The 22,278-nt window shown below is 45.5% G+C and carries 19 protein-coding genes and 3 tRNA genes; 16 read left to right on the plus strand and 6 right to left on the minus strand.

From position 1 onward, the window contains the following. Complete coding sequence (gene argS, locus WBJ47_RS07635; protein WP_422242999.1) at nt 1-1,686, minus strand: arginine--tRNA ligase; 1,686 nt, start codon at nt 1,684-1,686, stop codon at nt 1-3. A 154-nt stretch (nt 1,687-1,840) separates the two neighbouring features. Here argS and WBJ47_RS07640 point away from each other — a divergent pair, with 154 nt between their 5' ends. After that, a complete protein-coding gene (locus tag WBJ47_RS07640) occupies nt 1,841-2,182 on the plus strand; it encodes a DUF1840 domain-containing protein (RefSeq protein WP_422243000.1) in 342 nt (113 codons plus the stop codon). A 27-nt stretch (nt 2,183-2,209) separates the two neighbouring features. On the opposite strand, the gene WBJ47_RS07645 is transcribed toward WBJ47_RS07640, so the two are convergent. Genes WBJ47_RS07645 through dnaA form a run of 4 tightly spaced genes read right to left on the minus strand, consistent with a single transcriptional unit; the run spans nt 2,210 to nt 8,475 of the window. Continuing rightward, complete coding sequence (locus WBJ47_RS07645) at nt 2,210-3,364, minus strand: iron-containing alcohol dehydrogenase (protein WP_422243001.1); 1,155 nt, start codon at nt 3,362-3,364, stop codon at nt 2,210-2,212. 17 nt (nt 3,365-3,381) lie between these two features. Continuing rightward, the gene (gyrB, locus tag WBJ47_RS07650; protein WP_422243002.1) at nt 3,382-5,847 is read right to left on the minus strand and encodes a DNA topoisomerase (ATP-hydrolyzing) subunit B; all 2,466 of its coding nucleotides are present in this window, start codon (nt 5,845-5,847) and stop codon (nt 3,382-3,384) included. Between the two features lie 3 nt (nt 5,848-5,850). Further along, nucleotides 5,851-6,960, minus strand: a complete 1,110-nt coding sequence (dnaN, locus tag WBJ47_RS07655) for a DNA polymerase III subunit beta (RefSeq protein WP_422243003.1) — start codon at nt 6,958-6,960, stop codon at nt 5,851-5,853. Between the two features lie 3 nt (nt 6,961-6,963). After that, nucleotides 6,964-8,475, minus strand: a complete 1,512-nt coding sequence (dnaA, locus tag WBJ47_RS07660; RefSeq protein WP_422243004.1) for a chromosomal replication initiator protein DnaA — start codon at nt 8,473-8,475, stop codon at nt 6,964-6,966. A 178-nt stretch (nt 8,476-8,653) separates the two neighbouring features. On the opposite strand from dnaA, the gene rpmH reads away from it, so the two are divergent. The 5 genes from rpmH to mnmE are packed head-to-tail and all read left to right on the plus strand — an operon-like array spanning nt 8,654 to nt 12,597. After that, nucleotides 8,654-8,788 (plus strand): 50S ribosomal protein L34, encoded by a 135-nt coding sequence (gene rpmH, locus WBJ47_RS07665; protein WP_006578231.1) that lies wholly within the window; start codon nt 8,654-8,656, stop codon nt 8,786-8,788. Between the two features lie 54 nt (nt 8,789-8,842). Continuing rightward, entirely contained in the window at nt 8,843-9,226 is a 384-nt protein-coding gene (locus WBJ47_RS07670) for a ribonuclease P protein component (protein WP_422243005.1), read from the plus strand. Then, nucleotides 9,223-9,459, plus strand: coding sequence for a membrane protein insertion efficiency factor YidD (yidD, locus tag WBJ47_RS07675; RefSeq protein ID WP_422243006.1), 237 nt, complete (start codon nt 9,223-9,225; stop codon nt 9,457-9,459). Before WBJ47_RS07670 ends, yidD begins: the two co-directional genes overlap by 4 nt. A 49-nt stretch (nt 9,460-9,508) precedes the next feature. Beyond that, nucleotides 9,509-11,224, plus strand: a complete 1,716-nt coding sequence (gene yidC / locus WBJ47_RS07680) for a membrane protein insertase YidC (protein ID WP_422243007.1) — start codon at nt 9,509-9,511, stop codon at nt 11,222-11,224. Between the two features lie 20 nt (nt 11,225-11,244). After that, entirely contained in the window at nt 11,245-12,597 is a 1,353-nt protein-coding gene (mnmE, locus tag WBJ47_RS07685; RefSeq protein ID WP_422243008.1) for a tRNA uridine-5-carboxymethylaminomethyl(34) synthesis GTPase MnmE, read from the plus strand. A gap of 426 nt (nt 12,598-13,023) precedes the next feature. Here the strand turns inward: mnmE and WBJ47_RS07690 are convergent, their stop codons facing one another. Then, nucleotides 13,024-14,193: a methionine aminotransferase gene (locus WBJ47_RS07690; RefSeq protein ID WP_422243009.1), complete on the minus strand. Its 1,170-nt coding sequence runs from the start codon at nt 14,191-14,193 to the stop codon at nt 13,024-13,026. A gap of 60 nt (nt 14,194-14,253) precedes the next feature. Between WBJ47_RS07690 and WBJ47_RS07695 the strand changes: the two genes are divergently transcribed. The 10 genes from WBJ47_RS07695 to WBJ47_RS07740 form a co-directional block, all read left to right on the plus strand. After that, on the plus strand, nt 14,254-15,285 hold the full coding sequence (locus WBJ47_RS07695) for an AbrB family transcriptional regulator (protein ID WP_422243010.1): 1,032 nt from the start codon (nt 14,254-14,256) through the stop codon (nt 15,283-15,285). Nucleotides 15,286-15,564: 279 nt separating this feature from the next. Continuing rightward, a complete protein-coding gene (gene mnmG / locus WBJ47_RS07700) occupies nt 15,565-17,478 on the plus strand; it encodes a tRNA uridine-5-carboxymethylaminomethyl(34) synthesis enzyme MnmG (RefSeq protein ID WP_422243011.1) in 1,914 nt (637 codons plus the stop codon). Further along, complete coding sequence (gene rsmG / locus WBJ47_RS07705; RefSeq protein WP_422243012.1) at nt 17,478-18,155, plus strand: 16S rRNA (guanine(527)-N(7))-methyltransferase RsmG; 678 nt, start codon at nt 17,478-17,480, stop codon at nt 18,153-18,155. The genes mnmG and rsmG overlap by 1 nt, the downstream gene beginning before the upstream one ends. Next, complete coding sequence (locus WBJ47_RS07710) at nt 18,152-18,949, plus strand: ParA family protein (RefSeq protein WP_422243013.1); 798 nt, start codon at nt 18,152-18,154, stop codon at nt 18,947-18,949. Before rsmG ends, WBJ47_RS07710 begins: the two co-directional genes overlap by 4 nt. A gap of 63 nt (nt 18,950-19,012) precedes the next feature. Further along, nucleotides 19,013-19,921: a ParB/RepB/Spo0J family partition protein gene (locus tag WBJ47_RS07715; RefSeq protein WP_424585382.1), complete on the plus strand. Its 909-nt coding sequence runs from the start codon at nt 19,013-19,015 to the stop codon at nt 19,919-19,921. A 26-nt stretch (nt 19,922-19,947) separates the two neighbouring features. Next, nucleotides 19,948-21,540 carry a rhodanese-like domain-containing protein gene (locus WBJ47_RS07720; protein ID WP_424585383.1) on the plus strand — a complete coding sequence of 531 codons (1,593 nt, stop codon included), beginning with the start codon at nt 19,948-19,950 and terminating at the stop codon, nt 21,538-21,540. A 137-nt stretch (nt 21,541-21,677) separates the two neighbouring features. Beyond that, nucleotides 21,678-21,764: transfer RNA gene (locus tag WBJ47_RS07725), tRNA-Tyr, on the plus strand. Nucleotides 21,765-21,801: 37 nt separating this feature from the next. Beyond that, nucleotides 21,802-21,875, plus strand: a tRNA-Gly gene (locus WBJ47_RS07730). A 90-nt stretch (nt 21,876-21,965) separates the two neighbouring features. After that, nucleotides 21,966-22,040: transfer RNA gene (locus WBJ47_RS07735), tRNA-Thr, on the plus strand. 87 nt (nt 22,041-22,127) lie between these two features. Then, on the plus strand, nt 22,128-22,278 hold a 151-nt coding region (locus WBJ47_RS07740; protein ID WP_422245020.1), incomplete at its 3' end, for a GTP-binding protein.

Genomic DNA, 22,278 nt, shown 5'->3' on the forward strand with positions numbered 1-22,278 from the left:
TTACATCCGTTCCGGAGCCGACACACCCAGTAACTCAAGGCCATTGGCAATCACCTGCCGCGTGGCATCTGCCAGACGCAGACGCGCATGCTTAAGCGAAACATCATCCACCAACACGCGTTCCGCGTTATACCAAGCATGAAAGTCAGAAGCACAATCGCGCAGCCAAAACGCCACTAAGTGGGGTGACAGCTCAGTCGCAGCCTCTTTCACTAAAGTAGGAAACTCAGCCAACCGTTGCATCAACGCTAACTCTGAAGGCGCAGTCAACAGCTCCGCAGAGGCTGCATGCAACGCTGTCGCATTCAAGCCCGCTGTTGCCAGCATGGAACAAATTCGTGCGTGTGCATACTGTATGTAATAAACAGGATTTTCTTCACTCTGCGAACGCGCCAAATCCACATCAAATACAAACTCAGTATCGGCACGACGCTGGATCAAAAAGAAACGTACTGCATCACGCCCAACCCATTCGATCAAATCCCGCAAGGTCACATAACTTCCGGCACGCTTGGAAATTTTGACCTCTTCTCCGCCCCTCACAACTTTCACCATTTTGTGCAAGATATAAGACGGGTAGTCTGCAGGAATTCCCATTGACAACGCTTGTAAGCCAGCACGCACGCGCGCAACCGTCCCGTGATGATCACTTCCTTGAATATTGATGGCGCGTGCATAGCCGCGCTGCCATTTCGTGACGTGATACGCCACATCCGGCACAAAATACGTATAACCGCCTTCCGATTTACGCATCACACGATCTTTATCGTCGCCTGTTCCCAGCTCAGTCGTGCGCAACCATAACGCACCTTCGCTTTCATACGTATGGCCGCTTGCGATCAGTTGATTGACTGTGTCCTCTACGCGTCCTGAGGTGTACAGAGAACTCTCTAAATAGTAATGATCGAACGCAAGGCTAAAAGCCTGTAAATCCAAGTCTTGCTCGCGGCGCAAATATGTCACCGCAAAGCGACGAATATTATCTAAGTCATTCAGATCACCGTTAGCCAAAACCGGCTCACCATCACTTGCACTGACTGTCGCTTTGGCCAAAAAGTCTCGTGCGATATCCGCAATGTAATCGCCACGATAACCGTCTGCAGGGTAGTCATCCGTACCTGGCTCAATCCCATGCCCCCGCGCCTGAACACTAATCGCTAAGTTATGAATCTGATTGCCAGCATCGTTGTAATAAAACTCTCGACTTACCTCAAAACCACTCGCATCAAACAAGCGACACAACGCGTCACCCAGCGCGGCCTGGCGTGCATGCCCCACATGCAAAGGTCCCGTTGGGTTCGCAGAAACAAACTCCACCAATACCTTTTGTGCCTGACGTGGTGCGCGACCAAACGCCTCCCCCTGCTGAGCAATCGACGCCATCACAGCGGTACGTGCAGCATGGGTCAATCTAAAATTAATAAATCCTGGGCCAGCAAGCTCAGCCTCAGCAATCAATTGCCGCGCCTCAGGATCAGCCATCAGCACGTCCAAAATAGACTGTGCAAGCTCGCGCGGATTACGCTTGGCGGGTTTGGCCAACTGCATCGCAACGTTCGTTGCCAGATCACCGTGTGCGGCGACCTTTGGGCGCTCTAAAAGAACCGTTGGGATCGCGTCGGGCAAAACGGCTGACACGGCAGCGTGAATGCGGGAAATAAGTGTGTTTTGTTGCTCGAGGAGCATGGGCGTTGACTGTAGCGATGAGAAGAACAAATCATAGCCTGAATTGGCCACTGACCGAGCGCTCTCGCCTCCAAAGTCACTGCACAAAATTCTGAGCTGAAGGGGGTACTATGACTAAAGGCGATCCAATCAAGGGTCTATCAGGGAGACTTTCATGCTTGTGACTTTTAGCAGTAAAGCCGGTGCAGACATTCTGATGCTTGCACCGCACGCCAAACCGCTACTCACCCTTATTGGCAAGGTAGACGATAAAGACTTGCTCACGCGAGGTGTGGTGATGCCCGAACACCTTCAAGAAGCGATTTCACGCCTTGAACAAGCCATCGCCGCAGAGCCCAAACAAGGACTAGATGAGGATCCAGACTCTGATCATCCAAAGGATGCGCTCACCTTACCCGTCGGATTGCGCCAGCGCGCCTTCCCTCTTCTTGATTTACTAAAGCGCGCAAAAGGACTTAACGTCCCCGTCATGTGGGAAGCAGGTTCTGGCTGGTAAAACAGACGACCTTCGGTGCTTGGACATTCAATACGCGCGTTCAAACAACGCACGAAAGTCTGCAACCGTCGTGTGCCGAGGATTCCATCGGTTGTAATTCGCAGCCAGACATTGCTCTGACATTTCGGCAAATGTATCTTGTGTCGCGCCCACATCACGCAATCTGGCTGGAATCCCGAGGTCCTCACACATCTTGCGTATCGCCTCGACTGCTGCCTCTGCTGCATCAATCACTGGCATATGTTGAACAGGACGGCCCATTGCAATCGCCACGCGAGCAAACTTTTCAGGACAGGCCGCAAGATTAAAACGCGCCACATGGGGCAGACACACCGCATTGGACAAACCATGCGATAAGTGAAAACGTGCCCCCACAAACCGAGCCATACAGTGAACGTTTCCTAAACCTGTCTGACCAAAAGTAATTCCGGCCAACGCGGAGCCGACCAACATATTGAGTCCCGCATCGAGATTTTCACGATTGGCGACAAACTGTCTGATATTGCCAGCTAGCAACTCCATCGCCTGCAGATTGATGGCATCTGTCATGAGATTCGACTGGCGTGAAACATAGGACTCAAAAGCATGCACAAACGCATCAATACCGGAATGTGCGGCAACATGCCCAGGCACAGTACGTAATGCGAGAGGATCCAAAATGGCGAACGCGGCCGGATTGAGTGCCGCATGCCGTATCGACATTTTGAGATTTTTTTCCGTATCTGAAATCACGCAGGATCCAGATACTTCAGAACCCGTACCCGCGGTCGTCGGTATTGCGATTAAAGGCAAAGGAGCCACAGCAAACTTTTCGATGCCTTCATAGTCGTGTATCCGACCACCGTTTGTCGCCAAAATACCGACTGCCTTCGCCACATCTATCGTGCTACCACCACCGATCGCCAACAGCACTGTCGCGTTGTGCGCCTGACATACAGCAAACGCTTTTTCTACAGTGTGCGCGCTCGGATCAGGCTCAATCTCTGTATACGTCGCAATCTCTACGCCCTCAGCCGCAAGCAACTTTTTGATTTGGGCAAAGAAGTCACTGGCAACCAACGCACCATCCAACGCGACGAACACACGCTTGCATTGAAGTTTGCAGACGATTTCAGAGATTTTTTTAAAAGACCCCTCGCCCATAAAAATAGTCGTGGGACATAAAAAACTTGAAATCGTCATAAAAACCTAACCTCTAGTTACACATCTAAATTCGCGGCTTGCAACGCATGTGTCTCAATGAACGCACGCCGTGGCTCAACATTGTCACCCATGAGTGTGGTGAAAATTTCATCCGCAGCTAACGCGTCTTCGATTTGCACGCGCAACAAACGTCGCACTTTAGGATCCATCGTGGTTTCCCACAATTGCTCCGGGTTCATCTCGCCCAGACCCTTATAGCGTTGCTTGCTGACGTTACGATCCGCTTCGCTACGCAACCATTGCATGGCTTCACGGAAATCTGCCACCATCGACTCTTTGCGCTTCTCGCCTTCACCGCGCGCAACCATTGCACCTTTTCCAACCAGGCCCTGGAAGGTAGCAGCCGCACGCGCCAAAATGCCATAGTCTGCGCCGTTTACAAAGTCCGGATCCAACACAGTGACACGAACGTTGCCGTGATGTTTACGTCGGACAATCAAACGGAATCTTTCTGAACCTTGGTGGTATTCGGAAACCACATCGACTTGATTCGGCAACAAAGGATCTTCGAGGGCTGCCTGCAAACGTTTGGCGGAGGCCGCTGCATTTTCCGTTGAGTCGAGCTCAACAGTTGCTCCACCCACAATCGCCGATAGCGTCGACTCGTCCATAAATCGGCTGAGTCTGGCAATCACACTATCTGCCATTACATACTGTTTAGCCAACTCAGCTAACGCATCGCCCGAAATTGCGGCAGCGCCTGCTTGAGGAACCAGCGACGCGTCTTTGAGTGACACTTGCAGCATGTAGCTGGACTCTTCCACTTCATCTTTAAGATATCGCTCGTCTTTACCAGACTTCACTTTGTAAAGAGGTGGCTGGGCAATGTAGATATAGCCTCGCTCGACAAGCTCTGGCATCTGACGATACAAAAGTGTCAACAACAGCGTACGAATGTGAGCGCCGTCTACGTCCGCGTCGGTCATGATAATGATGCGGTGATAACGCAACTTGTCCACGTTAAAGTCTGGGCCGATACTCGTTCCCAGAGCAGTAATGAGTGTCGTAATTTGCTCACTTGCAATCAACTTATCAAAGCGCGCTTTCTCAACGTTCAACACCTTGCCACGCAGGGGCAAAATTGCCTGAAACTTTCTATCACGGCCTTGCTTTGCTGAGCCTCCCGCAGAGTCTCCCTCAACGATATACAACTCACAAAGCGCCGGATCCTTTTCCTGACAATCCGCAAGTTTGCCAGGCAGACCAGCACCTTCGAGGACGCTTTTACGGCGTGTCATTTCGCGTGCTTTTCGCGCCGCTTCACGCGCACGCGCTGCCTCTACAACTTTTGCACACAAGGCTTTCGCATCAATCGGGTTTTCAAGCAACCACGTCTCGAGTGTGCGCGCAACGGCCTCTTCTACGGCAGGTCTGACCTCACTCGAAACAAGCTTGTCTTTCGTTTGACTACTGAATTTTGGCTCAGGAACTTTGACGGACAACACGCATGTCAGGCCCTCGCGCATATCATCGCCCGTGGTCTCAACCTTGGCGCGCTTTGCGAGCTCATTATCCGCAATGTACTTATTGAGGATACGGGTCATTGCTGCGCGCAAACCCGTCAAATGCGCACCACCATCTCTTTGCGGAATGTTGTTGGTAAAACACAATACCTGTTCGTTATAACCATCATTCCATTGCATCGCGACATCAACACCCACGAGTGTGCCGCCCGCATTGGACTCAGTGCTGACTGAGAACACATTTGGATGCAACACCGTCTTTGTGCGGTTAATGTATTCAACGAAACCTTTAACACCGCCTGAAAATGCAAAATTCTCTTCTTTGCCTTGACGCTGATCAATCAGTCTGATCTTGACGCCATTATTCAAAAAAGATAACTCTCGCAGACGCTTGGACAGAATCTCGTAGTGATACTCGACGTTGTTAAAAATAGTCGTGTCGGCCAGAAAATGAACTTCTGTTCCGCGCTTTTCTGTTTTGCCTGTGACGGTCAACGGCTGTACACGTTCACCTTGACGGAACTCCATCTCATGAACCTGACCATTTCGACGAATCGTCAAACGCAACCAGGATGACAATGCGTTCACGCAAGAAACGCCTACGCCGTGCAAACCACCCGACACTTTGTATGAGTTTTGGTCAAACTTGCCGCCCGCATGCAACTCAGTCAGAACAATTTCGGCAGCACTACGTCCAAACTCGTCATCCTTATGAATGTCGGTTGGAATACCGCGACCGTTGTCCGTGACTGAAATAGAGTTGTCGCCATGAATCGTGACCACAATGTCATCACAATGTCCTGCCAAGGCCTCGTCGATCGCGTTATCGACGACCTCAAACACCATGTGGTGCAAGCCAGTCCCGTCAGAGGTATCGCCAATATACATGCCTGGGCGCTTGCGCACGGCCTCAAGCCCCTTAAGCATCTTGATAGAGTCGGCACCATACGCATCGCGATCTTCAGGGACTTGATCCGCTACTTGATTGTTATCTGACATGTTTTAAATCCGCATTGGCATGACGACGTATTTAAACGATTCGTCATCGAGCAAAGTAATAAGGGCTGAAGCGTTCGCATCGGGCATAATTGACCAGCGAATCGTTTCTGCTTTGACGTTAGCCAGAAAATCCAGCAAATAGCTCACGTTAAAACCAACATCCAGAGCTTCGTGACCATAATCAATATCGATTTCTTCTTGCGCTTCTTCTTGCTCTGCATTTGTCGAAGAAATCTTCAATAAGTGCTGTCCTAATTGCAATCGGACGCTACGGAACTTGTCCGTTGTCAAAATTGCTGCGCGCTGAAGACTACCCTGCAACACTTCGCGAGACACATCAAAGTGCCTCGTGTAATTTGTCGGGATGACGCGATTAAAGTCAGGAAATTTACCCTCAACAAGCTTTGAAACCAGCTCAACATGACCGAAAGAAAAACGAATTTGTCCTGCTGCAACATCAATTGTGACAGGCTCTTCGCTATCGTCTAAGAGGCGCTGCATTTCAAGAACCGTTTTGCGCGGAACAATCACTTCGTGTTTGACTGACACACCTTCAACAGGTGTTGAGCTATGCGCTAAGCGGTGTCCGTCGGTCGCAACGGCACGCAAAAGTCCCGGCTCAAACACCATCAGCATTCCATTCAAATAATAACGAATGTCCTGTTGTGCCATCGCAAAATGCACCATATTGAACAGGTGCTTCAATGTTTTACGTGTCATTGTGAGTGACACATCCCAGCGATCTGGCTGAGTCATTGTTGGAAACTCGGTCGCCGCAAGAGTCTGCAGAGAAAACCGGCTCTTTCCTGCTTGGATGGCCAGTTTTCCGCTAGCTGTGGAAAGCTTGACGTCTCCTGTGTCAGGTAGTGCGCGCAAAATGTCTACAAACTTGCGCGCAGCGACGGTCAGAGACTCTGTCTCAGGACCGACACCAAAATCAGCATGTGTCGTAATCTGAACTTCGAGATCTGTCGCAATAAATGAAACCCGATCAGCCTCTTTGCGCAACAATATGTTTGCCAAGATTGGCAAGGTATGTCTGCGCTCAACGATTCCGGCTACGGTCGATAACGGCTTTAAAAGCGCGTCACGTGGGGTTTGTACAAGTTGCATGAATTATCCCTTTAAAGTTTGTTCGAGCACATGCAGCGTATGGTTAAGGTCTGCTTGTTTTGCACGCAAGTCAGTTATTTTTCTAACTGCGTGTAAAACGGTTGTGTGATCTCGTCCACCAAACATGTCTCCTATATCTGGCAAACTCTTTTGCGTCAGTTCTTTTGCTAGGTACATTGCAACCTGACGCGGCATTGCAATGTTGGCGGGTCGACGTTTTGAATACATGTCGGCCACCTTAATTTTGTAAAAATCAGCTACTGTTTTCTGTATATTTTCAACAGTCACTTGTCCGCTTGATACGGACAGCAAATCTTTTAACGCATCTTTGCAAATATCGACGTTCGCGACATCTCGCCCGTGAAAGCGCGCGTATGCAACAACTTTTTTCAATGCACCTTCTAGCTCTCTCACATTGCTGCGCAAATGCTTTGCAATAAAAAAAGCAACTTCTTCAGGCATTGTTAGGCCTTCTTGCTCCGCCTTTCTTAGCAAAATTGCGACACGCATTTCAAGCTCAGGGGGTTCAATTGCTACAGTCAAACCAGAATCAAAGCGTGAAATCAAACGGCTATCGATCCCTGCCAATTCTTTTGGATATGTGTCACTCGTTATGATGATTTGCTTGCGTTGCGCCACCATTGCTTCGAATGCATAAAAGAACTCTTCTTGGGTGCGACTTTTCCCAGAGAAAAACTGAATGTCATCTATCAGCAACAAATCAAGTGAGTGGTAATACCGTTTAAAGTCATCAAATGCTTTTCGCTGATAGGCTTTCACCACATCAGAAACATATTGATCCGCGTGAACGTAACGCACACGGACGCCATGCCCTGCTGCCACCATTGCATTACCGATTGCATGGATTAGATGCGTTTTACCAAGTCCGACCCCGCCATACAAGAACAAAGGGTTATAAGAAGTACCTGGATTTTCTGCTACCTGAAGAGCTGCAGCACGCGCGAGTTGATTCGCTTTTCCCGTTACAAAGTTATCAAACGTGAGGTCGACATTGAGTCGTGACTTATCATCGACAGGCGTCATTGAGGCATTTACGCGTGCGGCTTCTGTCGTCGTTTGATTTCTATGTGTTTCCGCATTCCCTGCGGCAACTTGTGCCACACCCGTTACTTCTGTTTTAGCAAATGCGTTTCCTGCATCTGCTGCAGAAGCTCCGCTCTGACTTTCACTTTGGTTTCTATTGGTTTTAGATTCGGTGTTTTGTGAGGAAGAACCAATTTGACTTGCTGGCTTTGACCGTTCTGTTGTTGCCGCAGGTAGTTCAAACATGACTTGTACAGGCTGTTCAAACCATTTGGTTGCAAATGCTTCTATTTGTTGAGCGAAGTTTTTCCTGACCCAATCCAATTTAAATCGATTTGGAGCAGACACACGCAACTGCGCCTTTGTCTCATCAAAGGCGAGAGGTACCAGCGGACGTATCCATGCGCTGATTTGCTGTGGGGGAAAGTCCTGCTCCAAATGCGCGACGCAGGATTGCCAAAACTCGTTCATGTGACTCACTGATCAAACCTCGATTCTACCCTGTGTCGGCCAAGGTTATCCACAGGCTGACTTCGTATTTATACGTGTAGACAGATGTAAACATTTGACTTGTCTCGTGTTTTTTGATGAAATGGAGGGCTTTTCCAGATTTTCTTAAACTCTTTCGCTCTTTGTTGGGCCCTTAATTATGAAACGTACCTACCAACCCTCCGTCACCCGCCGTAAGCGCACGCATGGTTTTCGTGTTCGGATGAAAACTCGTGGTGGCCGTGCCGTCATCAACGCTCGCCGCGCCAAAGGCCGCAAGCGTCTAGCCGTCTAATACGGCTGGTAACGAGAAATCGATTTATTCCTTTTCTCGTTCCTTTGCTTTGTTATGTCTCGCGCCACGTTTCCCGCGGCGGCGCGCTTGCACCGCCCCACCGAATTTGCTGCGGCCCTAGCTGGTCGCCGTATTGCCCGTGGGGCGTTTTTCGTAGTGACCGCTCACTTACGTCAAGCCATCGATTCTGAGCCGACAGCAGAGCCTTGTGCTAGGCTAGGTCTTATTATGGCCAAGCGCTTTGCACATCATGCCAGCACTAGAAATGCTCTAAAACGCGTGGTTCGAGAAGCTTTTCGCTCCAAACGCCTTGAGTTACCTGCTCATGATTTTGTTGTCCGCCTAAACAAACGTATCACTGCTATGTCACTCACCGAACTGAAAAAAACAGCTCGCTTAGAGGCAGACGCACATTTTTTACGGGCGCTTCGATCATGAAGTGGCTAAAAGCACTGTTAATTGCGCCTATTCGCGCTTATCAATATTTACTTAGTCCTTGGTTGGGTCACTGGTGTCGTTTTACTCCCACCTGTTCTAATTACGCTATTGAGGCCATACAAGTCCGAGGACCTTTCATTGGCTTGATGTTAGCGATTCGTCGCATTTCGCGATGCCACCCATGGTGCCAAGGCGGTCATGACCCTGTTCCCCAACGCAACCACTCTGATTAACGCTAAACTGCGAGCCTTCGCTGGTGAGCTTTTTTTTATTTAGGCAAGAATGGATATCCGACGCACCATCCTATTGATGATTTTCTCGTTTTCCTTGCTGATGCTTTGGAACAACTGGCAAGTCCACCAAGGCAACCCTTCTTTGTTGGGTGGGCAACCGCAATCAACTGAATCTACGGCAAAGCCCTCACCAGACTCTGCAAGCACTGCGACACCTGCCGGCGTTCCAACCGCGCCAGTAACGCCTTCGGCTTCAACTGACACAACTTCGGCTAACGTCCCTGGTGTTGCACCTACCGCTGTCAGTCAAGCTCAGCTTGTCAACTTCAAAACTGATGTGTTGTCACTGAGCTTCGACCTTCAGGGTGCTCAATTGGTCCGCGCAGATCTTTTATCATTTCCAAGTCGCGAAGAAAAAAATCAACCATTTGTTTTGTTAAACAACCGTGGTGGTCAGACATATGTTGTGCAGTCAGGTCTTACGGGAGCGCCTGCCGGAAGTCTTTATCCCACTCACCTTGCACAATACACACTCATTACGACTGACCGCGAATTGAATGGCGACAAGTTAGTCATCAAATTTGTTTCTGAATCTAGCGGCGTCAAACTGACGAAAACGTTCACGCTACAAAAATCCAGCTATGAAATTCTGGTTGATCACCAGATCGAAAACTTAACGGCTCAGCCAATCAGTCCTTCCGTTTATCTTCAGATTACACGCGATGGCAAAGATGCTGCGAGCGAAAACTCAACGCCAAGTTTTATGTCTGGGCCTGTTAGTTTTACCGGTCCTGCTATTTATTCTGAACAAGACAAATTTCAAAAAGTTTCTTTTACAGATATTGAAAAACGCAAAGCAACCTACGTCAAAGAAGCTGATAACGGTTGGTTTGCCATGGTGCAACACTACTTCGTGACTGCTTGGGTTCCACCACAAGGTAAAACCCGTAGCTATGAAATGACAGAGCTGCAAAAGAACCTCTTTGCTGTTCGTAGTATCGAACCTGTAGGCGCCATCGCACCGAATAGCCAGCTTAATATTCCTGCCAAACTTTGGGTTGGACCTCAGGATCAAGATGGTCTTGAAAAGGTTGCTCCTGGTCTAGATTTGGTTGTTGATTATGGCTTGTTAACGATTATTGCAAAACCCTTGTTTGCATTGATGACGTGGCTCTACACCATTTTGGGTAACTGGGGCTGGACGATTGTTGTCCTGACTATTCTTATTAAGGCTGCTTTTTATCCGCTTTCCGCCGCAAGCTATCGCTCCATGGCCAAGATGAAATTGGTTGCGCCTAGACTTCAAGCTTTAAAAGAAAAATTTGGTGATGACCGTCAAAAGCTGAATACGGCGATGATGGAAATGTACCGCACTGAAAAAATCAATCCTTTAGGTGGATGCTTACCCATTCTGGTTCAGATCCCTGTATTTATTTCCCTCTATTACGTTCTCGGCTCAAGTGTTGAATTACGCGGAGCACCCTGGATTTGGTGGATCAAGGACTTAGCTGTTCAAGATCCATATTTCATTCTTCCTGTTGTGATGATGGGAACAATGTTTATTCAAATGAAGTTAAATCCAACTCCACCTGATCCAATGCAAGCCAAAGTGATGATGTTTATGCCTTTGGTCTTTGGTGCAATGATGTTCTTTTTCCCGTCAGGTCTCGTATTGTATTGGTGCGTGAACAATATTCTTTCAATTGCTCAGCAGTGGTATGTGATGCGTCAAATCGCAGCTACTGCGGCTATCCCACACCGTTAAATTGTTTGTTCGGATAGATCATGCAACATAAATATCCGATTGTTGCCATTGCTACCGCCCCAGGTCGGGGCGGCATTGGCATCATTCGAATCTCGGGGCCCCTTCTGGGGCCCTTAGCATTTGCGTTACTTGGCCAACAGCTGATAGCACGGCATGCACATTATTGTGTTTTCCGTGGTTCAGACGGTGTTGCTATTGATCAAGGTATTGCCTTGTATTTTTCTGCACCCCATTCATATACGGGTGAAGATGTTCTTGAGTTGCAAGGCCATGGTGGGCCCGCAGTCATGCAAACTTTACTCAAGCAATGTCTGGCTATTGGTTCTGCTTTCGGCTTGCGTATGGCTTCTCCTGGTGAGTTTACGCTGCGTGCTTTTTTAAACGACAAAATCGATCTTGCTCAAGCAGAAGCAGTTGCCGATTTAATTGATGCCTCGTCAGAAGCTGCCGCTCGCGCTGCAATGTCTTCCTTTAGCGGGGCGTTTTCGAAAGAAGTCAATGCGATCTCTGAATCCATCATTCATTTACGAATAATGGTCGAGTCCACGCTTGATTTTCCAGAAGAAGAAATAGAGTTTCTAGAAAAATATCAAGCGCGTGAAAAGCTAAGAACAATACAAAACCAGCTTAAACATGTATTGATACAGTCTCACCAAGGAATGGTTCTTAGAGAAGGTTTACATGTTGTGTTGGCAGGAGAACCAAACGTAGGTAAATCTAGTCTGTTAAATGCTCTAGCCGGTGAAGATCTTGCGATTGTGACGGATATTGCAGGAACTACACGCGATAAAGTCTCACAAGTTATCCACTTGCAAGGTGTTCCTTTAACGATTGTCGATACTGCTGGCTTGAGAGACACGACCGATAAGATCGAGTCGATGGGTATTGAGCGAAGTTGGTCTGAAATTTCTAAGGCTGATGTAGTGATCAACCTAAAAGATGCTGTCTTGGGAGATCAATTTTTAGATGAAAAAATTTCACAGCATCGTTCACCAAAAAGTACCTTATTAACCGTATTCAATAAGGCAGACTTACTTAGTCCAGTACCTGAATCAACTGATCATCATCTTTATATTTCAGCCAAAACAGGTGATGGCCTTGAGGAATTGACCACAAAGTTGCTTGCTTTAGCTGGCTGGAAACCAGGTCAAGAAAGCCCATGGCTCGCCAGACAGCGACATATTGATGCCCTTGAAGCTGCAAGTAATCATTTAATCAACGCTAGTTTTCATGCAGATCAAGATGATCGTGTTTTAGATTTGTTTGCTGAAGAACTCCGGCTTGCACATGATATTTTAGGATCCATTACTGGTCACATGACTCCCGATGACTTGTTGGGGGAAATTTTTTCTCGGTTTTGTATTGGCAAGTAACGTCTGATACACACTAAAAAATTTATATTTTTTCTTTTCAACTGTTGTTTTTAAACGTTGAATACTCATTGTTACAATTTTTTTTTACTGTGGATAACAAGGGCAATGTAAGTGTGGATAGATTGTGTATGGAAAGCGAACAATCACATCACTTTTTCGATTCTAAAAACTTATTCAAGTTGCTCCACAATATTAAACAGAGTGTTTCCACAACTAAAAATCAACATAACACTCTGTTTTATATAGAAATTTTTCAGTTATCCCTATTATCCACAAGGTGTATTATCCATCAGTCTTTATATATAAAACAAAAGATATAAAGCAAAGTACTAAAGGCAAGTGTCGAACCAGTTATCAAAAAAAAACAACACACTACGCTTAACTTCTTCGTGTTTAAATCCATTCTTCGAAAAAATGTTTACTCTTTCAAATTCTTTGTAATCGTTGAATTGCTTCATCAAGAGTGGTGCCTTGTTTAGCAAAACAAAAACGTACAAGTTTGTGATTTGAGTCAATATGGTCAGGATTTGAGTAAAAAGCTGAGACTGGTATGACAACTACTCCATGTGTCTTTGCTAACCAAATTGAAAAATCTGATTCTTTTTGATCTGAAATATTGCTGTAATCAGCAAGCAGGAAAAATGTCCCAGGACTTGTCAGAGGAATAAATTTTGTTTGCTTGAGACCCGCAGTTAAGTAATCTCTTTTTTCTTGATAAAAGTTTGGCAATGACAGATATGTATTCTGATTATTTGTATAGGTAGCCAATGCATGTTGGAAGGGTGATGGAACAGTAAACACAACAAATTGGTGAACTTTTCTCAATTCTTTGGTTAATGATGCTGGTGCGCAACAGTAGCCAACTTTCCAACCTGTTGTATGAGTTGTTTTACCGAAGGATGAAATCACAAAAGTACGTTCTGCTAACGTTTTTCTTGAGGCAAGGCTCTGGTGTTTCAAATGATCGAAAACAATATGTTCATAGACCTCATCAGATAAAACAATAATGTTTGTATTTATGACAATTGATTCCAACGCATCCAAATCAGCAGCATCAAAAATTGCACCAGTGGGATTATGAGGAGAATTCAGTATCAATAGTCGTGTTTTATTTGTGATCGCTTCTTTAACTTTATTCCAGTCAATAGAAAAATTTTGATTTTGCGCGCTTGGCGGAGACATCTGTACAAATTTAGGTATCCCTCCAGCAAGCATAATGGCTGGCACGTAGCAGTCGTAACTTGGTTCAATCACAATGACTTCATCACCAGTTCTTACAGTTGCTAATACTGCAGACATGATGGCTTCAGTGGCACCGCTAGTGATTGTGATTTCTGTCTCAGGGTCGTAATACTTGCCATAAAGAGATTCAACCTTTTGACTGATGACTTGCCTCAGTTCAAGAATACCGCTCATCACTGGATATTGATTTTTTCCATCTAGCATTGCTTTTGAAACAAGAGCTAGTAAGTCAGGTTGAGTGTTGAAATCAGGAAAACCTTGACCTAAGTTGATGGCTTGATAGTCGACAGCCATTTTGCTCATGGTTGTAAAAATTGTAGGCCCTACATTAGGTAGCTTCGAATCAATCTGCATGATATTAAAAAGTGATATTTGAATTTTTTGATAATACGCATTTTTAATGGTTGTTTGTTCGTGACTTTATTTCTTAAGCTTTGTATCGGTTCGATTGCTTCCTTGATTGGTGCGTATTTAGCTCAATATTTGAGCGTACCTCTACCTTGGACTTTGGGACCTTTGTTGGCTGTTGCCGCCCTCAGATTACTCAATGCACCAGTCAGTAGTGCATCGCCTTTGCGTAACTTTGGTCAGTGGGTGATTGGCTTAACGTTAGGCTTGTACTTCACACCTCATGTACTCAGTATTCTTGCAGCCCATTGGTTTGCAATGTTGGCAGGTTTATTGCTCGCTCTTTTACTTGCAGTATATGGAACAGTGCTGTTATTGAAATTAGGGCATGTTGATTTAAAAACAGCATGGTTTTCTTCTGCTATTGGTGGTGCGAATGAAATGGCTGTATTAGCAGAGCGCCACGGTGTAAGGCCAGATTTGGTAGCAAGTGCTCACACAGTAAGGGTTATTTTAGTTGTTTTAGCTGTGCCCTTTGCATGTCAATTATTCAATGTTTCTGGCGTTGATTCAACCGTCTTTGAAACCAAAGAGTTTTCGGTTAAGGGTCTAATTTTGCTTGGTCTCTTAACAGTGATTGGTGGCTACATTGCACACTATTTAAATATTCCTAATGCTTGGGTATTAGGTCCCATGTTTGTAGCAATGCTGTTAACTATTAACCAAATCCATCTTTCTAGCGTTCCACCTGAATTATCTAAAATTGCGCAACTGTGTATTGGTTGGTCCTTAGGCGACCGTTTCCGCCCTGGTTTTTTCAAGAAAGCACCCCAGTTTCTTTTTTATGTTGTGGTGTTTAGTGCAACAGCTTTATTGATCGCTTTCGGTTTTGCACTCCTCCTTGATCGTCTCACTGACTTACCGCTTTCATCCCTTGCAGTCAGTGTTGCACCAGGAGGAATTGCTGAGATGGCGATCACTGCTAAAGTTCTTCAGCTTGGTGTTCCGTTAGTAACAGCTTTTCAAGTTTCTAGAATGGTTGGTGTTGTGTTGTTAACGGGTCCTTTGTATAAACATATTGTCTCTAGATTTGAGTAATCAAATACCGATTGAAGTTATACAGTTTTACTCACAGACTTATACAGTTGTTATCCACAGTTTTAACAACGTAAATATTTTCACCTCTACTTTAATGTTCCACGTGAAACATTAATTTTACTCATTTATATTACTTTAAAAGTATGTTCCACGTGAAACATCCTCTTGTCTTTCATTATCAATTGTTTCTCTATTGAGTATTTGTGTTTCACGTGAAACAGGTGTTCCACGTGAAACACTTGGGCGCTTATAATGAGGGTTACTAGTAAGGCGGAACAAATGAATTATCCAAAAGTTTTTGATGTCATAGTGGTCGGTGGTGGGCATGCTGGTACAGAGGCGGCTTTAGCTTCAGCACGCAGTGGTGCAACGACCCTGCTTTTAACGCATAACATCGAAACTTTAGGACAGATGTCATGCAATCCCTCCATTGGAGGGATTGGAAAAGGACATTTAGTAAAAGAGGTGGATGCCCTTGGCGGTGCAATGGCTATCGCGACAGATGAAGCCGGGATTCAGTTCAAAATACTGAACAGCTCAAAAGGCCCTGCCGTACGAGCGACAAGAGCTCAAGCCGATAGGGTTTTATATAGAAAGGCAATAAGAACAAGATTAGAAAATCAAGAGAACTTGTGGCTTTTTCAACAAGCGGTCGAAGATCTATTATTAGAGGGAAATAAGGTTGTCGGAGCGCTTACGCAAACAGGCGTAGCTTTTAGAGCAAAAGCAGTTGTGCTGACGGCAGGTACCTTTCTTAACGGACTGGTCCATGTAGGTTTAGAAAACTATTCAGCAGGTCGTGCCGGCGATCCCTCTGCTATCTCTTTAGGTCGTAAACTGAAAGAAATGAGCCTACCCCAGGGCCGTCTCAAAACTGGGACCCCGCCTCGCATCGACGGCCGAACGATTAATTATTCCGTATTAGAAGAACAACCAGGTGATCTAGATCCCGTGCCGGTATTTTCATTTTTAGGATCGGCAAATCTGCATCCAAGACAAATACCTTGTTGGGTGACTCATACAAATGAAAAAACGCATGACATTATTCGAGGTGGTTTAGATCGTTCTCCAATGTATAGCGGCGTCATCGAGGGTGTTGGACCAAGATATTGCCCGTCTATCGAGGACAAGGTCCATCGGTTTGCTGATAAAAATGCACATCAAGTTTTTTTAGAGCCAGAGGGATTGGATACACACGAGGTATATCCAAATGGAGTTTCAACCTCTTTACCGTTTGATGTCCAACTAGAGCTCATCAGGTCTCTCAAAGGCCTCGAAGAGGCACACATTGTTCGACCGGGTTATGCAATTGAATATGATTTTTTTGATCCGAAAGAGCTAAAGTCTTCACTAGAAACAAAAACCATAGAAGGGTTGTTTTTTGCCGGTCAAATAAACGGAACAACTGGTTATGAAGAGGCTGCTGCTCAAGGCTTGCTTGCGGGAATAAATGCTGCACAGTATTCACGTGAAAAAGAGCCACTTTTATTAAGACGTGATCAAGCATATATCGGTGTATTAGTTGATGACCTCGTAACAAAGGGTGTAACAGAACCATATCGAATGTTTACCTCAAGAGCGGAGTACCGTTTAAGTTTGAGAGAAGATAATGCAGATTGGCGACTGACAGAGCTAGGTAGACAATTTGGTTTGGTAAATGATCAACGTTGGGAAACGTTTAACGAAAAGCACGAAATTGTTGAAAGAGAAATCCAGCGGTTAAGAAGCACATGGATAAACCCAAGAATGTTAAGCATTACAGAGGCACAAGATGTGTTGGGCAAGGAAATTGGACGTGAGTACTTACTATCGGATTTATTAAAGCGACCTAACGTTTTCTACCGAGATCTAATAAATATTCAATACAACGATCAAGTTGAAATACCAGTTGGACTCCCACCCGGTGAGTGTGCAGAGCAAGTAGAAATACAAATCAAATATGAGGGATATATTTCGAGACAACAAGAAGAAATCGACCGACAGCAATCTTACGAATCACAACAAATACCTGAAACAATTGATTTTGATGCGATAACAAGCCTTTCTTTTGAAGTCAGGCAGAAACTTAGAGCGCACCGGCCAGAAACAGTTGGTCAAGCGTCGAGAATCTCTGGAATAACGCCTGCTGCGATTTCTTTACTACTTATTCACTTAAAGCGACACCTATACGGCCAGGCGAGTAAAACCCACTGATGCAAAAAAATACTTTGAGAACCTTAGAACAACTAGAGCTGGCATGTAAAACATTGTTGTTGGAGCCAACGAATACTCAAAAGGAGCAATTACTAGAGTATTTAAATCAACTATTAAAGTGGAATCAAACATATAACCTCACCGCAATACGTGATCCTGAACAGGCACTTATTCAACATGTGTTTGATAGCTTAGCGGTGGTTAAACCAATAACAGACCATTTTTTAGAGCAAGGCATCACTAAAGGAACGCTTTTAGATGTTGGTTCAGGTGCTGGTTTACCAGCTGTGATTTTGGGAATCATGATTCCAACAAGTCAAATCAGTTGTGTAGATCCGGTTGATAAAAAAATGACTTTTGTCAGACAAGTTGCCGGAATACTCAAGCTTTCAAACGTAGAGGCTGTTCATAATCGTGTAGAAAACTTAGCCTCTGGTCCATACGATGTGGTGATATCCAGAGCATTTGCAAGCTTAGTTGACTTTGCGCAATTAGCAGGTAGCAAAGTGAAAGAAAAGGGATTACTTCTTGCAATGAAAGGAAAACATCCAGAAGAAGAAATAGAAAACTTGGAGAAAAATACAACATGGGTGGCTGAAAAGGTAGAGCAACTAAAGGTTCCTCAATTAGACGCACAGCGCTGCCTAGTATGGATGAAGGATAAGGAAACAAAATGACAACTCAAACACCACAATCGGCGCGCGTATTTTGCATTGCGAATCAGAAAGGCGGGGTGGGTAAAACCACTACCGCCATTAACCTTGCCGCAGGATTGGCAAAACATCAACAGCGTGTATTGCTGATCGATCTTGATCCACAAGGTAACGCTACGATGGGAAGTGGTATAGATAAAAGTACGCTAGCGCACAACTTATATGATGTGTTGATAGGCGAAGCATCAATCAAAGAAGCACGAGTTAAATCTGAAACTGGAGGCTATGACGTTCTACCTGCAAACAGAGAATTATCAGGTGCAGAAATTGATCTTGTTGGTATGGACCAGCGTGAATTGCAACTAAAACAAGCGATTGATCACGTTGGAACAGAATACGATTTTGTACTCATTGACTGCCCTCCTACCCTCTCTCTGTTAACCCTAAATGGGTTGGCAGCAGCACATGGCGTCATTATTCCGATGCAGTGTGAATATTTTGCGCTAGAAGGTTTATCGGACTTAGTTAATACAATTAAACGCGTTCATCGAAACATCAATCCAGAATTAAGTTTAATTGGATTGTTAAGAGTGATGTATGACCCTCGGGTCACATTACAGCAACAGGTGTCAGCACAGCTCGAAGCACACTTCGGGGATAAAGTATTTAAATCTGTTGTTCCACGAAATGTCAGATTAGCCGAGGCACCTAGCCATGGAATGCCCGGCGTCATTTACGACCCGAGTTCTCGAGGTGCACAAGCTTACATCGCGTTTGGTGCTGAAGTCATCGAACGCGTTCGCGCAGAACAAAAATGATTGATACCAAAGAAAATATCTTTGGTATTAATAGTCAATGAAATGTGAAGGCAGAAAAAAACAATGGCAACTAAAAAACCCAAAGGCCTCGGCCGTGGACTCGAAGCGTTACTTGGCGCTGATGCGCCGGGTCTTAGCCAACTGGGTCAGACAGAAACAAGCTTGGCGTTGCCAACTGTCTTACCTGTTTCGAAATTACAAGCAGGAAAATACCAACCAAGAACACGCATGGATGAAGGCGCATTAGCAGAGTTAGCTGACTCTATTCGCACTCAGGGCATCATGCAGCCAATCCTTGTTCGTCCCGTTGATGCGGCAAAAGGACGTTATGAAATTATTGCAGGTGAAAGACGTTTTAGAGCAGCGCAACTTGCAGGATTAACAGAAGTACCCGTGCTGGTAAGAGAGGTCGCCGACGAACATGCGGCGGCAATGGCACTGATAGAAAATATACAGCGTGAAGACTTAAATCCCCTTGAAGAAGCGCAAGGAGTCAAACGTTTATTAGAAGAATTCGGATTGACACACGAACAGGCAGCGACCGCGATCGGACGTTCGCGATCAGCAACGAGTAATTTATTAAGACTTTTAAATTTAGCCGCGCCGATACAAACAATGTTGTTAGCAGGCGATATTGACATGGGGCACGCGCGCGCACTACTTGCGGTTGATAATGCAACGCAAATCCAGCTTGCTAATCAAATTATTGCTAAGAGACTTTCCGTGCGAGAGGCAGAAAAACTTGTTTCTCAAATAGGAACAGAGAGCAAAACAAAGACATCAAAAAAAGACAAGTCGGGATCTAGAGATGTAGTACGGCTTGAAGAAATTTTATCGGATCAATTGGGAACGAAAGTGTTCTTGAAAGCAAACGCAAAAGGACGCGGTCAATTGATTATAGATTTTCATGGTTGGGAACATTGTTCATCCCTTATTGAAAAGATGAATCTAAAAGAAGAGCTAGACAATTAAATTGTCATATACAAAAAAGAGACAACATGAAACAAAGCACTGAGAAAAAAATCACTCCTACGACTCTAAAACAATGGTTACATGATGGTCAGGAAGTTGCTGTCCTGGACATTCGCGAACACGGACAATATGGAGAAGAACATCTTTTTTATATTGTTTCGATACCGTACAGCAAGCTTGAAATAGAAGTTGTTAGACTTGTGCCAAACAAAAATGTGCGGATGGTATTGGTAGGAGATGAACAAGGGGCTTTGTCAAACAAAGCCTTTAAGAGGCTGAGTGCAATGGGTTATCAAAATATCCAGGTACTCGATGGTGGAATGCCCGCATGGAAAAAAGCAGGATTAGAGGTGTTCGCAGGTGTCAATTTGCCCAGCAAAGCTTTTGGTGAACTCGCTGAGCATGCCTTCAATACACCTCGAATCACTGCCTTAGAGCTTAATCAAAAAATAGCAGCAAAAGAAAATATGGTGATCCTTGATGGACGCCCTTTCGTTGAATATAAAAAGATGAGTATTCCTACTGCAGTTTGCTGTCCCAATGGAGAGTTAGCACTTCGAATAGATGAGATTGCCCCTGACCCAGAAACGACCATTGTCATCAATTGCGCGGGAAGAACGAGAAGCATCATTGGCGCACAAACACTCATCAATTTAGGCATCCCGAATAAAGTGCTTGCACTTGAAAATGGAACTCAGGGCTGGTACCTACAGGATCTACCTTTAGATCACGGACAAACAAGAAAATATCCTGAAGAAATAAGCGACGCAGGAATGGACGCGCGTAGATCACGCGCAAAAACGCTAGCTGAAAAACACCAAGTTCAATTTGTTGATCACACCACCGTGCAATCCTGGTTAAAAGATCAAAACAGAACTACTTTTTTATGTGACGTGCGCACACCAGAAGAGTTTGCCAAAGGAACAGTGTCTGGTGCCCAACATACTCCAGGCGGACAATTGGTCCAGGCCACAGATCAATATGTTGGAATAAAAGGTGCCCGACTAGTATTGATAGATGATGAAGGTGTTCGTGCGCCTGCGATGGCATCTTGGCTCGCGATGTTGGGGTGGGAGGTCGCCGTTTGGGTAGATGCGTTTAAGCACGCATCAACAAGCACACAAGACATTAAAGTCGCTGCAACAAACGAGGGCATCACGCAAACAAGAAGCGAAGAAATTGCAGCTCTGATGAATGCAGGTGTAAAAGTAATTGACCTGCGTCCAAGCATGAAATTTAGAGAGTCACATATTTTGGGGGCATCATGGTCAATCCGTCCCAATCTCTCTGAGTTAGCACTGTTACCGCAGCAAAAATCTATTCTTTTGATTTCAGAAGATATAGAAACGGCACAACTCGCATCAATAGACCTACGCGAACTTGGTGTGAATGAGATTTACGTCAATGTGGACGCCCCAAGCACTTGGAAAGCTGCAGAGCTTCCCATGGAGTCCTCGCCAAACTCACCATCTAATGAACAATGTATCGATTATTTGTTTTTTGTTCATGACAGACATGATGGGAACAAGGCTGCAGCAAGGCAATACTTAGCGTGGGAAATGAATTTGCTCGCTCAAATTGATGAGCAGGAAAAAAATACTTATAAGTTGCCACATTAAAGAGATAAAATAAAGGAATTCTTTGTTTTTAAGGAAAAGAAATCAATAGAATTAAGAATTGAAGCCATATTGTCATATAACGGCCCTAAGCTCTTGACAATTAGGAAATCTTCGTTCATAATCGTTGGTTCTCTTGTGGAGAGGTGCCCGAGTGGTTAAAGGGGGCAGACTGTAAATCTGTTGGCCTTGCGCCTACGTTGGTTCGAATCCAACCTTCTCCACCAAGAGGCGACTGTTTAGACGGACGCAAACTCGATACGGGCGGGTGTAGCTCAATGGTAGAGCAGAAGCCTTCCAAGCTTACGACGAGGGTTCGATTCCCTTCACCCGCTCCAGTAGCAAGTGCAGGTACCTAAACTGTTTGAGTGTTTTGAGATAGTGATTGCAGTACCAATTTAGGTTCGTAGGGCATGCCCGGCGAATGCGCCCATGTGGCTCAGTGGTAGAGCACTCCCTTGGTAAGGGAGAGGTCACGCGTTCGATCCGCGTCATGGGCACCAGAAGCCATACCGTATTTAGTTTTACAAGTTCAAGACAGATTTAATTTCACCAATCTTATTAGTGTCAACTCAGGTCAGGAGTCAGCCATGGCAAAAGGTAAATTCGAACGTACCAAACCACACGTTAACGTCGGCACAATCGGCCACGTTGACCACGGCAAAACGACGTTGACTGCAGCGATCACGACTGTTCTGTCCAAGAAGTTTGGTGGCGAAGCAAAAGGCTACGCGCAGATCG

This window comes from Zwartia sp. (assembly GCF_049655405.1).
In the GTDB taxonomy this organism is placed as follows: Bacteria; Pseudomonadota; Gammaproteobacteria; order Burkholderiales; family Burkholderiaceae_B; genus Zwartia.